General features: G+C 29.6%; 17 protein-coding genes and 1 pseudogene. 17 read left to right on the top strand and 1 reads right to left on the bottom strand.

Annotated features, from left to right (window positions below; genetic code table 11):
• Positions 1–10: 10 nt before the first annotated feature.
• The 8 genes from AC0L4B_RS14955 (at position 11) to AC0L4B_RS14990 (ending at position 7,027) form a co-directional block, all read left to right on the top strand.
• Positions 11–382: a hypothetical protein gene (locus AC0L4B_RS14955; RefSeq protein ID WP_473437635.1), complete on the top strand. Its 372-nt coding sequence runs from the start codon at positions 11–13 to the stop codon at positions 380–382.
• Between the two features lie 547 nt (positions 383–929).
• Positions 930–1,808 carry a TssN family type VI secretion system protein gene (locus AC0L4B_RS14960; RefSeq protein WP_473437636.1) on the top strand — a complete coding sequence of 293 codons (879 nt, stop codon included), beginning with the start codon at positions 930–932 and terminating at the stop codon, positions 1,806–1,808.
• Between the two features lie 135 nt (positions 1,809–1,943).
• On the top strand, positions 1,944–2,330 hold the full coding sequence (gene tssD / locus AC0L4B_RS14965; RefSeq protein ID WP_054851291.1) for a type VI secretion system tube protein TssD: 387 nt from the start codon (positions 1,944–1,946) through the stop codon (positions 2,328–2,330).
• Positions 2,331–2,419: 89 nt separating this feature from the next.
• Positions 2,420–2,815, top strand: coding sequence for a type VI secretion system tube protein TssD (gene tssD, locus AC0L4B_RS14970; RefSeq protein WP_473437637.1), 396 nt, complete (start codon positions 2,420–2,422; stop codon positions 2,813–2,815).
• A gap of 450 nt (positions 2,816–3,265) precedes the next feature.
• Positions 3,266–4,168 (top strand): hypothetical protein, encoded by a 903-nt coding sequence (locus AC0L4B_RS14975; RefSeq protein WP_473437638.1) that lies wholly within the window; start codon positions 3,266–3,268, stop codon positions 4,166–4,168.
• A 165-nt stretch (positions 4,169–4,333) separates the two neighbouring features.
• Complete coding sequence (locus AC0L4B_RS14980) at positions 4,334–5,443, top strand: hypothetical protein (RefSeq protein WP_473437639.1); 1,110 nt, start codon at positions 4,334–4,336, stop codon at positions 5,441–5,443.
• Between the two features lie 260 nt (positions 5,444–5,703).
• Positions 5,704–6,267 (top strand): NADPH-dependent FMN reductase, encoded by a 564-nt coding sequence (locus AC0L4B_RS14985; RefSeq protein WP_473437640.1) that lies wholly within the window; start codon positions 5,704–5,706, stop codon positions 6,265–6,267.
• Positions 6,268–6,454: 187 nt separating this feature from the next.
• The gene (locus AC0L4B_RS14990) at positions 6,455–7,027 is read left to right on the top strand and encodes a DUF7638 domain-containing protein (protein ID WP_473437641.1); all 573 of its coding nucleotides are present in this window, start codon (positions 6,455–6,457) and stop codon (positions 7,025–7,027) included.
• A 47-nt stretch (positions 7,028–7,074) separates the two neighbouring features.
• On the opposite strand, the pseudogene AC0L4B_RS14995 reads toward AC0L4B_RS14990, so the two are convergent.
• Positions 7,075–7,275, bottom strand: a pseudogene (locus AC0L4B_RS14995) (IS110 family transposase); the annotation flags it as partial.
• A 631-nt stretch (positions 7,276–7,906) separates the two neighbouring features.
• Between AC0L4B_RS14995 and tssD (AC0L4B_RS15000) the strand changes: the two are divergent.
• The 9 genes from tssD (AC0L4B_RS15000) (at position 7,907) to AC0L4B_RS15040 (ending at position 14,388) form a co-directional block, all read left to right on the top strand.
• Positions 7,907–8,293: a type VI secretion system tube protein TssD gene (gene tssD / locus AC0L4B_RS15000; protein ID WP_028291068.1), complete on the top strand. Its 387-nt coding sequence runs from the start codon at positions 7,907–7,909 to the stop codon at positions 8,291–8,293.
• 333 nt (positions 8,294–8,626) lie between these two features.
• Entirely contained in the window at positions 8,627–9,013 is a 387-nt protein-coding gene (tssD, locus tag AC0L4B_RS15005; RefSeq protein WP_473437642.1) for a type VI secretion system tube protein TssD, read from the top strand.
• A 91-nt stretch (positions 9,014–9,104) separates the two neighbouring features.
• The gene (gene tssD / locus AC0L4B_RS15010) at positions 9,105–9,500 is read left to right on the top strand and encodes a type VI secretion system tube protein TssD (RefSeq protein ID WP_473437637.1); all 396 of its coding nucleotides are present in this window, start codon (positions 9,105–9,107) and stop codon (positions 9,498–9,500) included.
• 156 nt (positions 9,501–9,656) lie between these two features.
• Complete coding sequence (locus AC0L4B_RS15015; RefSeq protein ID WP_473437643.1) at positions 9,657–9,809, top strand: hypothetical protein; 153 nt, start codon at positions 9,657–9,659, stop codon at positions 9,807–9,809.
• A 924-nt stretch (positions 9,810–10,733) separates the two neighbouring features.
• A complete protein-coding gene (locus AC0L4B_RS15020) occupies positions 10,734–12,500 on the top strand; it encodes a type VI secretion system Vgr family protein (protein ID WP_473437644.1) in 1,767 nt (588 codons plus the stop codon).
• 24 nt (positions 12,501–12,524) lie between these two features.
• Positions 12,525–12,986, top strand: coding sequence for a hypothetical protein (locus tag AC0L4B_RS15025; RefSeq protein WP_473437645.1), 462 nt, complete (start codon positions 12,525–12,527; stop codon positions 12,984–12,986).
• A 41-nt stretch (positions 12,987–13,027) separates the two neighbouring features.
• Complete coding sequence (locus AC0L4B_RS15030; RefSeq protein ID WP_473437646.1) at positions 13,028–13,471, top strand: hypothetical protein; 444 nt, start codon at positions 13,028–13,030, stop codon at positions 13,469–13,471.
• 3 nt (positions 13,472–13,474) lie between these two features.
• Entirely contained in the window at positions 13,475–13,975 is a 501-nt protein-coding gene (locus AC0L4B_RS15035; RefSeq protein WP_473437647.1) for a DUF4280 domain-containing protein, read from the top strand.
• A 2-nt stretch (positions 13,976–13,977) separates the two neighbouring features.
• Entirely contained in the window at positions 13,978–14,388 is a 411-nt protein-coding gene (locus tag AC0L4B_RS15040; RefSeq protein WP_473437648.1) for a hypothetical protein, read from the top strand.
• Positions 14,389–14,414 lie beyond the last annotated feature (26 nt).

The raw sequence follows: 14,414 nt of genomic DNA on the forward strand, positions 1-14,414 counted from the left end.
CCTTATTACAATGAATACGTCTCAAATAAAAGAAATTTTTAGTGAATTATTATCTGTATATCAAAACTTAAAAACCGAAGTTTTAATAGCAGAAGTACAAGAACGTACAGACTTAAAGTCTGAACAAATCATTGTCAATAATAAAAGTACTTTTCAAAGACCATACAGACGCGATTTATTAAATATAGATGTATCAAAGCTTGAAGACAACTTATTAAGCATGGATATATCTAGAAGTGGTCTTTATGATTATTTACCAGAAGGTTTTTTTCATACTCAAAAAACAATCGATCAAACTCGTTTTCATCAAACAGGATTAAAACAAAAAAGAAGAAGCAGATGCAAGGTCTTTCTTCTCTCCTATCGAAAACGAATTTTTTGAACAAAGATTAAATATTGAAAAAAATGAACGCATATTATTAAACAACTTTTATAGTTTAAAAGATGATTACTTAATAGACTTCTGGAACCTTAATCAAGATATGCCAAAAGCATATTTACTAAAACTTGTTAAGTTACTACCACATTGCTTTAAAATAGCTGGTAATTTAGAATTAACAAGATTAAGTTTAGAAAAAATACTCAAAACAGACGTAACGTTTCAAAAAAATACGAAAACAACAGTTTTAAGTCTAGTCAAAAAAATATAGATCTAAAATTAGGTATAAATGCTGTTTTAGAAAATATTGACAACCCTATATCAACCTTAAATCTAGAAGTTACTATTTGGTTAAAAGATAAAAACGAAATAGATAGTTATATTTCAAATAAAGGAATTTCAAATTTTTTAAAGGTATTTTACAGTTATTTTTTACCTTTAGAGCTGGATGTAACAACAAAATACCAAGTTAAAAATCCTTCAGCATTTTCACTAGACAACAATAATAGTTCCTCTTTAGGAATTTCAACAACATTATAAAAAGAAAAAAATGGGTTCTCTTTCAAGTTTATTAAACGGTAACGCTTTTAAAATTAGCATTTTGTTATTTATAGTAGGCTCTATAATAATGATGCTATTTACCAAAATAAGAAAAACATTTTCAAAACAAAAAAAGCAATCTATACTATATGCCATATTTGTATTAATCACTTTTGGTTTAGTCGGATTTATTAGTTCTAGTAAAATTTTAAACGACACAGCTGTAAATAGTTTTATTGGGATGCAAATTGTATTTTTAATTTTAGGATTATTACACCTTTATATATTAAGAAAATTTTTTCCAGCTCTATCTGAAGATAAATCTGATTACTTTTCAGAATTTTTATTTACTATAGCTATAACTTTAATTGGATTATTTGCTTTTTTAAATGTCGTAACCAATTTTAGAGAAGGTATTAACTACACGTTTCTAGCAGCATCTATACCATTTATTTTTCCTTTTATGGTATATAAATTATATGAATTTTCGTTACTAATACCAGTTCCTGAATACAAAAACTGGTTTTACCCATTGGAAGTTGATGTAAAAGAACCTACAAAAAAAGAACTTCAAAATCCACTAGTCATAAGTTTTGAGTTTAAGAAAAATGAAAACTTACCTGATATTACTAATTTTAGAGTTAAAGCTCCAGAAAATATGGAGTTTGGTAAATTATTTTATTTTTTTATTAATGACTATAATGAAAGACATCCAGAAAGCCAAATAGACTACTTAGATCAAAACACTAAAGAACCAAATGGCTGGATTTTTTACAAAAAACCTACATGGATATCCTCTTTAAGACATATTAACTTTTCAAAAACAATAATAAACAACGACATAAAAGAAGACTATGTCATTGTTTGTCAACGTACTAATGTTAACTAAAAGTTACCAGCCTACACTTTAGCTAATAAAAAAGCTTTTTATCGAAAAAAATCTATCTTATTCATTTACATTGATAGCTTTACGGTATGCCACTAATGGCTTTTAAACTTTTTTATTAATTAAATATTTATTATTATGGCTTTTAAAGCAAAACTTAAAGTAGGAGGACAAGAGTACAACGTATTAAATTCATCTTACGAATTACACCAAGAAACGGATGCAACAGGGAGACCTTCTTCTATTACTAGAGGAGGAAAAATCAAATTAACTGTTGAGTCTACTGCAGACACAAGTCTTTCTGACTGGATGTTTAACAACTTTGAGCGTAAAGACGGATCTATTGTATTCTTAAAAAGAGATAGCGAGTCTACTTCTAAAGAATTAAAGTTTACAGAAGGATACATGGTTAAGTATCTAGAAAACTTTGACTCTACGGGTAAAAACCCAATGTCAGAATCTTTTGTAATATCTGCTAAAGGTATTGGAATAGGTAACGGAGAACACACTAATGACTGGGTATAATAACTCACATTATTAATATTTTATAAACTTAAAGGGAGTTGCTTATGCACTCCCTTTATTTCTTTATTCTCATTTTTAAACCTATTATAATGTCATTTTTAGCAAAACTTAATATTGATGATAACGAAATGAATGTATTAGAATGCTCCTTTGGTTTCCATCAAGGCGCTGATACTACAGGTCGACCATCTCAAAAACCTCGTGGAGGACAAATAACTCTCTTAATCGAATCGACTAACAAAACAGATTTTTTGGAATGGATGATATCTCATAACATGACCAAAAATGGAGATATTATCTTTTACAAAAGAGATAATATGTCAAGCCTTAAAACCATAACATTTAATGAAGCATATTGCTTAGATTATATGGAAGATTTTGATGCTGTTAGTGCACAACCCTTAAAAACGAGAGTTATAATTTCAGCAAAAGAAATTAGTGTAAAAGGAACAACCTATACTAATAATTGGCCTGCTAAAATTTAATTTTTATAAGTCCGCATATAACGTTTTAATCTATAGCTATTATGTAGTTAAAGACTGTACTATTGTTTTTTAATAAACAATAATAAGGATAATTATTTTAACATATTAGTTTCAAACACAATAGCTAAAAAAATAGCATTACCTACATTAAGTAACACCAAAACATTTCTGGCAGATCTAAATATCTCTAAAGATTAAATACATCTTCAAAACCTAAAATAGCTAAAAGCGTATAAAATTAATACTACTTATTTTTAATAAAAATACGTAGTTATACGTATTGTAACTACAAGTACATTATTGTAGTTTAGCTTAATAATAATACAGCTATAATAAAATGAAACTTATTTAATATAAGTTACTAAAAGTTGTCATAACGGAAAATATAACCCCAAAACAACTATATTAGTTGTCATATAACTAGTTGGCAAACATTTTCACAAAACGTAATTGAAAAAGATAAACCCACATAACACGAAAGAATTAAAAGACTACATAGCAAGTCTTCCGCCTGAATATGTGGAAAAGAAAAACCAAGAACAAATTGAGGAAAACAAAAAAATGTTCGCGGAATTTAAAGACGCATTTTCAAAATCCTGTTGTTTTTTATGTGGAAATAAATTAGAAATATTCTATCCTGATGAGCCTTGCTTTCACTGGTTTTTAAGACCTAACGGAATTAGAAAAAGAGACTTTAAAAACTATCTATCCGAACCAATTGGTTTTTTTAAACTAGAAAGTTATTTACGTTGGGTTGCAACAACTGAAAACTTCATAAAGAACATCAATGATTTGGAAAGTGAAACTTCCAAAAGCAAATTACGAGAAGTAACAATAAAATATAAAAATATTGAGTGGTCGTTGCATTATGGAAAAACAGATTTAGAAGGTCACTCTAATTCAAAAAATGCGGACTTCCCTCATTTTCATATTCAAATGCTGATTGATGAAAGACCATTCATAAGATTCAATGATTTTCATATTCCTTTTTCAAAATATGACCTAATTGACATTAAACTAATGGACGAAGCTAGTGATATGATACAATTTGGACACAGTCAGGCACCAGGAATGTCTGTTATTGAAGATAAGGAATTACTCAAAGAAATGGACGAATTAATGGTTGCTTCTGAAAATATGGAGACAGCAACTTTTAACAGTCAAACTATGGCATCAATGCCTGAAGGAATGACAATGGACGAAAAAAAATTACAGGAAATGTTTAAGGAAAATAAAAAGACTAAAGTTCCACTAAGACATTTAATGAAAAAATATTTTCCAGAAGTAAATCTTGTTACTAAAATAGAACCAGCAGATGGATTTCCAGATAAAAAAACTAGGAATAAAAGATAAAAAAACGATTTGCCAACAATGTATAACCGCAATTACGGCGGATTCGACTACGTCCGAATCCAATCGGAATTGCTAAAGCCTGTACTAAACCGAAAATTAACGCATATTAACCCGTAACTGACAGTTATACGAGACCGTTGTGGGTAATACGAAAAAAGAAAATTTATGAACATACAATCATTATTAGAAAAAATTAACCTTTTTGAAAAACTTGTAGTTGAAAGTGGTTTTAAAAGAGATGTTACAGGATTTAAAGAAAGTATTGCACCACAACAAAACAGACAAAATCTTCAACTTTTTCAAGATATAGCAAAAAAGATACAAGCATATCTAAACATGATTTATGAATCTGATTTACCAGAATCTCTGGAATCTGTTCTTCCAACAGAATCTAAAAGACCATTTACTGAAACTAACCATTTGGATAAGTTAAATGAAATTCTCGATGATAACGAATTAGAAACTCCCCTATATTTTAGCAAATTAAATAGACTCTTAAATTCACTTCAATCTCAAATTGAGGAAAATCATACTGAACTTAATCGACTTAAAACTATTTTTAAAAATTATGCTGACTTTGAACAACAAGAAATTAATTCAGAAGAATACGCTGTAATTTCATTAATATTCAAAGACTTAAAAACTACTAAAAGTTTAAAGGAATTTTCAAGAGTATTAAATAAATGGAATAGGACTTTATTGATTTATCATCAACTTTTAAAAAGCGAAGCACCAAAAGATATAGAAATTGTAGAGGTTCAAAATGGCTCTATTGATGTATTAGTAAATATCGATTTAGATATTGCACTTGATTTAGTTGAGTTAATAAAATTAGGTTTTAAAGTTTTTGGAGGATATTTACTTTACAAAACGAAAGCTAAAGAAATAATTGCAACTTATTTTGGAAATAAAATTCTCATTGATCAAGAAAAGAAAAGAGAAAATGAAATGCTTGAGAATATACATAAAGCAATAGAAGCAAAAATATTAGAACAACATAAAATCGCAAAAAAAGAAGACAACGGAATTGACGAAACAGCTATAAAAGCTAAAGTAAAAGATGTTGCAGATATTCTTTCAGAGCATATAGTAAAAGGGAATGATATAAAATTACTTGCTACACCAGAAGAATATGAGGAACTTGAAGAAGAAGCTGATGAAATTAGATTAACATCAATTAGTAATAGAAGAGCATTAAAGGAATTACCAAAAGAAGACAGACTTAAACTAATTGAAAAATATGAAACCAAAGAAAAAGACGAACCGAAAAAATAAAGTACTACCCACAACAAAGTACTGTGGTAAAAAACAAGTAAAAACTCATTAATTTTTTAATAAAGTACTTCTGTAATTATTATCATAACTTAGTCCTGATTTTGCTATTGCAACAAGCCTATTCTTAAAACGGAAAATAAAGTCAAAATCGAAATAAATATCGCTAACAATGGGTATAGTGCATAGCACCCTTCGGGATGCTACGATACCATACCCGAAACGTTGGCAACAAGCTGAAAAAACATCCGAACACAATTTGAATGACAGAAAATAAAAATATAATTGGAATTTGCGGAAGTGCCAGCAAAGATTCAGCAAATCTATCTATTCTTAAATGGATAGCGAAATCTAGTGAATCTGAATTCAATTTGGAGATAATAGATGATTTAACAGAACTTCCTCATTTCAAAACTGAACTGACCGACAAAAATGTGCCTGAAAAAATTACGGATTTGCGGAATAGAATTGCCAATGCAGACGGAATTATTATTTGTACGCCTGAATATATTTTCAGTATTCCAAGTGGTTTAAAAAATATGATTGAATGGTGTATATCGACAACTGTTTTCTCTGACAAACCAATTGGACTTATCACAGCTTCCGCAAGTGGATTAAAAGGACACGAAGAGTTGAAATTAATAATGGAAACTGTTCAAACGAAATTCACAGACGAAACAGCACTTTTGATTCAAGGAATAAAAGGGAAAGTTGACAAAAATGGAAAAATTATTAATAAAGAGACAGAACTTGAATTGCAAAAATTCATTAAGTCATTTAAGAATCTGACGGAAAACCCAGTTGACAACAACGTATATAAAACATAGTTATTACAGGTTTTCCGTGAGGTTTTTGTGTATTTGCAAAGTCCGCCAAATTTTTTAAATTGGCTTTTTGAGAAAATAAGATAAAAAGAAAATTAAAAAATTCGGCTTGTGTATAATCCGAAAGTTTAGCGTCTATTTATACGCTACGTTTCATATACAAGACCGTTGTGTGTAATTAAAGAAAACCGTGATAAACAAAGTATACAGAGAATCAAAAGGAGAAAAAATATATGGAGAAGTTTTTTATGGAATTGTGAAAAACGGAATGTATTTTTTTACCGAAATAACTGTATTTGCTGACGGAATGATTCGCTGTTGGGAATTGATGGATTTTAATACTTTCAAAGAGAAATTAAAATCTGGTTGGATAAGAATTAATCTACCTAAAGATTCGGAATTACGAATTCATAATTTTGGTGTTGTAAATGCAAAAGAGTTTCTTTCTGAAAAATCTGATGAAGACTTTATAAAAGAAATTGAAGACTCAATAACCGAGCTGAATGGAGGAAAAAGTAGATGTCGAAAATGTATTGATTTATTCAAAAATTATTTGCTTAAAGATACAGAACAAAATTATTTGGACTTAAAAAATCAATTTGAGGATTTACCAAGACATAAAAGAGTTTTATTTGAATATGTAGATTATAAAGACCCTTTAATTGGATTGATGGAAAAAAATGAAATATTTTCGCCTGAACAAAGGAAATTTATGCTGAATGATTATTTTGAGGACGAATGGAACGAAAAAGAATTTGAATAATAACTACACACAACAAAGTACTGTGGTAAAAAACAAGTAAAAACTCATTAATTTTTTAATAAAGTACTTCTGTAATTATTATCATAACTTAGTCCTGATTTTGCTATTGCAAAAGCCTGTTTTAATAGCTTATTACAAACGGCTATTAATGCTAATTTTTTACTCTTCCCTTTGGCTACTAATCGATCATATATTGCTTTGCAAGCATGGTTATATTTACAGGCATTAAAACTGCACATAAATAATAAAAGTCATACCGTTTAAATCACCCATAACAAGGGATAATTCTTATCTATTTTACCACAAAACCAAAGACCACTATAAATCACTAACAAACAGTACGTTAAAGCGTTTTTCAAAATAGGTTATAGCGTGGTTATAGCATGGTTATAACATACTTATAGCAAGCTTATAGTATAAATCAAGTAAACCATTTATAACTTAGCGTAATGCATAACAAAGTAATTTAAACATATAGCGTCAAACCGCATATAATCTATACCTAATGCCAGCCTACTTATAAAAACCCTAACAGATTTTATATTAGGTTGTTGTTGTTATTAATTAATTATCAAAAACATAGCTGCGTATAAAACTTAATACAAAGTATCGCGATAATAAAACATCAAGACAATTTCAAAAAAACATTAATACTGTTTACAAATCCCCAACTAGCACTCGTTTGTAAATAGTACTATTTAAAGTAAAATTAAAACGATCTAAACATTTAGATCGTTTTTAATATTTTTGAATATTAAACAAAAAAAACACACTTAAACAGATATTATTACTGTTTACCTATTTAAATCTTATTCACTCAACATAATCAGTAACTTATAAAAATGCCGATAATGGCAATTAATTTTTCAAATATTTTTTATGGCTTTTAAAGCAAAACTTAAAGTAGGAGGTCAAGAATACAACGTATTAAATTGTTCTTACGAATTACACCAAGAAACAGACGCAACAGGAAGACCATCTTCTGTAACAAGAGGAGGTAAAATTAAATTAACAGTAGAGTCTACTGCAGACGTTAGCCTTTCTGATTGGATGTTTAATAATTTTGAGCGTAGAGATGGATCTATAGTATATTTAAAAAGAGATAGCGAGTCTACTTCAAAAGAATTAAAATTTACAGAAGGTTATATGGTTAAATACCGTGAAACTTTTGATTCTACAGGCAGAAACCCAATGGCTGAAACTTTTGTAATATCTGCAAAAGGTATTGGTATTGGTAATGGAGAACACCTTAATGAGTGGGTATAAACCAACTTAGTATAGTTAACAAAATAAAAAGGGATGCTTTGGCATCCCTTTTTTTATTAATAAAAAAATACAATTAAATTCCCCCTTCCTCCGCTTTTAACTTGATAGTATAAAATATTATTTTCAACTTCACAATAAACAAATCAATTCAAAGTAAGATAATCTTCTAAACAACAGCACTATAAATTTAGAAACAAACAATATAAAACACACTTAATCGAATAAAAAAACTTTTTAACGAAAAAAGAGAGGTGTATTCAATTACGTTTTATAATTTTAGGCTATGCCACTAATGGCTTTTAAACTTTTTTTATTAATTAAATATTTATTATTATGGCTTTTAAAGCAAAACTTAAAGTAGGAGGACAAGAGTACAACGTATTAAATTCATCTTACGAATTACACCAAGAAACGGATGCAACAGGAAGACCTTCTTCTATTACTAGAGGAGGAAAAATCAAATTAACTGTTGAGTCTACTGCAGACACAAGTCTTTCTGACTGGATGTTTAATAACTTTGAGCGTAGAGACGGATCTATCGTATTCTTAAAAAGAGATAGCGAGTCTACTTCTAAAGAATTAAAGTTTACTGAAGGATACATGGTTAAGTATCTAGAAAACTTTGACTCTACAGGTAAAAACCCAATGTCAGAATCTTTTGTAATATCTGCTAAAGGTATTGGAATAGGTAACGGAGAACATCTTAATGACTGGGTATAACAACTCCCGTTATTAATAATTTATAAATTTAAAGGGAGTTGCTTATGCACTCCCTTTATTTCTTTATTCTCATTTTTTAAACCTATTCATAATGTCATTTTTAGCAAAACTTAATATTGATGATAACGAAATGAATGTATTAGAATGCTCCTTTGGTTTTCATCAAGGCGCTGATACTACAGGTCGACCATCTCAAAAACCTCGTGGAGGACAAATAACACTCTTAATCGAATCGACTAACAAAACAGACTTTTTGGAATGGATGATTTCTCATAACATGACCAAAAATGGAGATATTATCTTTTACAAAAGAGATAATATGTCAAGCCTTAAAACCATAACATTTAATGAAGCATATTGCTTAGATTATATGGAAGATTTTGATGCTGTTAGTGCACAACCTTTAAAAACAAGAGTTATAATTTCAGCAAAAGAAATTAGCGTAAAAGGAACAACCTATACTAATAATTGGCCTGCTAAAATTTAATTTTTGCAAGTCCAAAGTTAAGGTTTTCAACGTATAACTATAGCATAGTTAACTATTCTAGTACTGTTTATTAACATAAGCAAAAATAGGGTATGCAATAAAATGTGCACACACCTAACTGTATTTACAGGTACTACTTAAACGCTACTTTTTGAAATGAATTACATAAAAAAAACAGATGCTTACGATATCTATATAGAACCAAGCCGAAAAACAATAGTTATTCGTCAAAAATGGAAATACATTTGGAAAACAATTTCTAAAGATATATCCGATTGGAATTATTTAGAAAAAAACTTGGCATCATAAAGCAGATCAAATAATTTGGGATCAATGGGGTGACAAATATGTATTTCAAACTTTTGTTGAGAGTACTAATACAGATCAAAGTTTACATAAAAAAGAATTCAAAGTAGAGTTCGACATAGAATGGGTAACCTCTAACCAGCACTGGACAGCAAATGTCACAAAAGTCAAACCACATCAGCGCTATAGGTCTTACGTTAGTCGAAACGCAAAAACTATTAATTTAGCCAGTATAGACCTTAAAACACGTGTTTCTGGAGATATTAATCAAAATACTCTAAAACATGAGTTTGGACACACCATATCAATACCTGACGAATACTCAAAAGAGTATGGTAATACAAGGATAAGCATGTGGGTCGATGACACTAAAGCGTTAATGAATATTGGTAACGAATTAAGGCAACGCTATCTTAAGGACGTAAAAAAAGAATTAAATACAATTATTCCAGGCGTTTACTTTATAGGCTTTCTAAATCAATGAAATTAACCACGACACATATCGTTTTATTGGTAATACTATGCGCTTTTTCTTGTAAGAAAAAAATAGAAATATCACTACAGAAGCTGTAGCACTAGTAAAAACAACCGATTCAACTTTTTACTGCTTAAATGACTCAATAACTGTTAGTTTTTTATCTAGAGTTAATTACAAAAAAGCTTTAAAAAATTGTAAATTAACTTTATTAAACAGAGAATTTATATACGGAGAATATCGTTTAATGGGAATAAGAAGCGGTTTAGAAAATCATTTTTCAAAAGAAGAATTTAATAATAGAAAAATCATAATTAAAGAGGTGCAATGGGAAACCAAAGACCAAAAAGACTTTATTATGGTATGGTACAAAAAAACAAAAATAATTGGTTACCCATTGAGGCTTATAGATATTCTAAAAGCGCTCAATTCTAAACTCAAATATTACGACTATGGCACTACAAAGCAACACAACTATATTTATCTCAGGAACAGAGGTTTCGGCGTTTAAATCAATACAATTACATCAAAGTATCGATTCTCATCACAGACTAGAGCTAGTTTGTCGTATGGATGTTTTAGAAAATTTAACTCAAGCACTTGGAGAATCTAGTAAAAATTACTTAGGAGAAACCATAACAATTCAAACGTCAGCTTTGGGTGCTCTTAATGGTTATGAAGCCTTAGAATTTAAAGGGATTGTCTCACAAATAACAACTATCAAAGGGCACGAAGCAAGTTCTGGCGACGAAGTTGTCATTACAGCTTTAAGTCCAACCTTTATAGCAGACGATGGACCTCATTATGCCTCTTACAACGATTTATCTTTAGCTGAAATACTAGACCGCACCTTTAGTGACTATGACAGATCTAAATTAGAAGTTCAAATACAACCTAATAACACCGCTACCCTACACTACTCTGTTCAAAACGGAGAAAGCGCTTACAATTACGCTAGTCGTTTAGCTGCGCAATATGGCGAGTGGTTTTATTATAATGGTTCAAAATTAATCTTTGGAGCTCCGGAAACAGAAGAATTAGCATTAACTTATGGTTTTGATCTTAAAGAATATAACCTAAACCTTACGCCACAATCAAATAATTATAAATTTTATGCTAATGATTACTTATTAAACGATGTACACGAAAAAGATGCTAAAGATATTAGTTCTGGTGCCAGTGGTTACAGTGGTTTTGTATCTAGTAAATCTAATAGTATTTATAATAAGGAAACAAAAGTATGGCATAACTTATATAATGATCCACAAGCAAAACAAAGATTAGATTATAGTATCGAGTTGCAGAAAAAAGCTATCGAAATGCAGCAGGTAAAACTTAATGGTATTAGTGATAATCCAGGCGTTAAATTAGGAAATATAGTCAAGGTAGAAGGCGCTAATTATAGAGTTATAAGTATTACACACAGTAATAGTGAAAATGGTGATTACGAAAATAGATTTGAAGCTGTTACTGCAGATTTTGACGCCTATCCTAATACCAATATTAATGCATTTCCTAAAAGTGGTACACAAACTGCTACGGTTATGGAAAATGCAGATCCAGAAGGCTTAGGTCGTATACGTGTGCAAATGCCTTGGCAGAAAATAACCGGAGAAATGACACCTTGGATACGTATTGTAACCCCTCACGCAGGTGGTGATAAAGGATTTCATTTTATACCAGAAATAAGTGAAGAAGTGCTTATTGGTTTTGAAGGTAATAATGCAGAACACCCTTACATGTTAGGTAGTTTGTATAATGGTGGTGCAACAGCAGGAGCTTTTCAAAGTAGTTCTAATGATGTTAAGGCTATAAAAACAAGAAGTGGTCACATAATTGAATTTAATGACAGTAAAGGAACAGAAAGTATTACCATAACAGACAAAAACAGTAATACTTTTAGAATAGATACCGAAAAAAATAATATTGAAATCACTGCGTTAGAGAATATGACTTTAAGTGCTAAAAACATAAGAATTAATGCTTCTGAAAACATGGAGCTATCAGCAGGTAAAGACATGACAAAAAGTGTTGCTGAAGATCTAATTGTAATGACCAAAAACACAAATGTGGTCATTGAAAAAAATCTATCCATTAGTTCTGAAAAAAATGAAACTGTATCTGAAGAAATCACAATTAGTAGTAATTCTAAAAACCTGACTTTAGCGTCTGGAAAAACTGTAGATATTCAAAGCACAGAGAAAGTTAAATTATATTAGTACATCCTGAATTAAATACATTATATGGAAGAAAATATAGCCATAAAAAAATCACTTCAAAATAATAAAATAAATCTTGACCCAATTGGCTTATACTCTAGATATGGATGTATGATTATTTTTGAAGATAATCATGCTAAAAATAGTTTAAGATATAAATTAGAAATTAAGTATTTAGGAAAATCCGATACTAATAGTAATATATTTCAAATAAATAGAAATACCGATATATACATAAACGATAAATTTCCAGAATCCAGTATGGATGAATTAACTTCTAAGGTAAGTCAAGTCATATACCCCTTAGAATTAGAGTGTAATAGAAATGGAACTTTAAAAAGTGTCAATAATTTTGACGAAATTAAAGACAGATGGATTGTTTTAAAAAAGGAATTAAAAAAATACTACAAAGGAGAAGTAACTGATAAATACATTAAATTAAATGATAAAACTCTAAGTATTTCCGAACTTTTTTTAAAAAAATAAAACAAGATTGGTTTTTACACTTATTTTTTGCTCCAATACATGTGTCGTATACAGACTCTAGATACGTCTTTGATAAACCCAAATATTATGTTGCAGGTAATGCAGGTTTAGTACATTATGAAGCAAAGAAAACATTAAAAGAAAACAGTTCTGGACCAATACATTTTGTAAAAATAAACGGAACTATAAATGATCAAAGATGTGCTTTAGATTTAGAGCAAGAATTAAAATTCCCTTATTACAAAACACTTAACAGTGATGAAAAACCTTTAAAAGGAACATGTGATATCACTTATGGTATAAATAAAGAAACTGGTATTATTCAAGGAATTGAAGCCTATTTTGAAACTAATTTTGTTGAACCAAAAAAAATAACTGTAAAAATGTTTTCTTTAGACAAATTGAAAGAAATTGAAACTCCTCAAGAAGAAAATAATGAAGAAAACGGATTTTGGTCTCGATTTTTTAAAAAATCTAATAAATAGATTATGAGTGAAAAACACGCAGTAGTACAAGGTGCATTATGTGAATGTCAATTTGGAGATTTTCCTGACAAATTAAAAGTATTGTCACAGACACGTAATTATGCTAATGATAGTGGAGGCTCACAAAAGTTATTAGCCTCTACAATGGAAATTGGAGGTGCCACCTTTGAAAAAAACACCTTTGGTCAATGTAAAATGCAACCTACAGGTAGTAGTTTTAAACCTTGTCAAATAGTAATAAGTAAATGGGATGGTGCTTATGACAATGTAATTTTAAGTAACCAAGGAAAAATTTTACTAGAAGATAGTAAAGCCACGTGCCCTATTGGAGGTAGCCCATGCATTAGTATTATAGACCATGGTCAAACAGCAGAAGGTACGGGAGACGATATTGAAGAACCTAATAACGATGTTCATTCACAATTAAATCCAATGGTAGATACAAGAGAGTTACACCAAGAACCTTTTGATGACGGTATAACCATTATTTCTAAAAACAATTAATTATGGCGAAAATTGGAGTTGAAAAAGTAGGTTTATTAATTGATAAAACTGAAATCGATCAATTTGTAAACGCAGATTTTTATAAAGCTTTAAAAGAGATGAAATTTGATAATTACTCTTTTAAAAAAAGAATAGCTATAAGAGGCAATAAAAAAGAAATCTTTGAGGCTTTCTATTTTGAAGCCACTCCTGATGATAGAAAAGGGAGAGCTAAATGGATAGCACAACCTGATCAAGATTGCCCGTATTCTTCTTCCGATAAAACATCTGTAGTAGGTGACATGGTAGAAATAAAAATTGAACCTAAATATTGTGGCTCACAAAATATGGCTTTAGAAGCCTTTATGAATACTCCAACAAACCAATCTCCTGCTAAAGTTTTAGTCTACGGATATTGCAAAAAAACTACTTAGCACAACATGGAGTAAAAAACAAGAAG

This window comes from Olleya sp. NP1-10 (genome assembly GCF_055804415.1).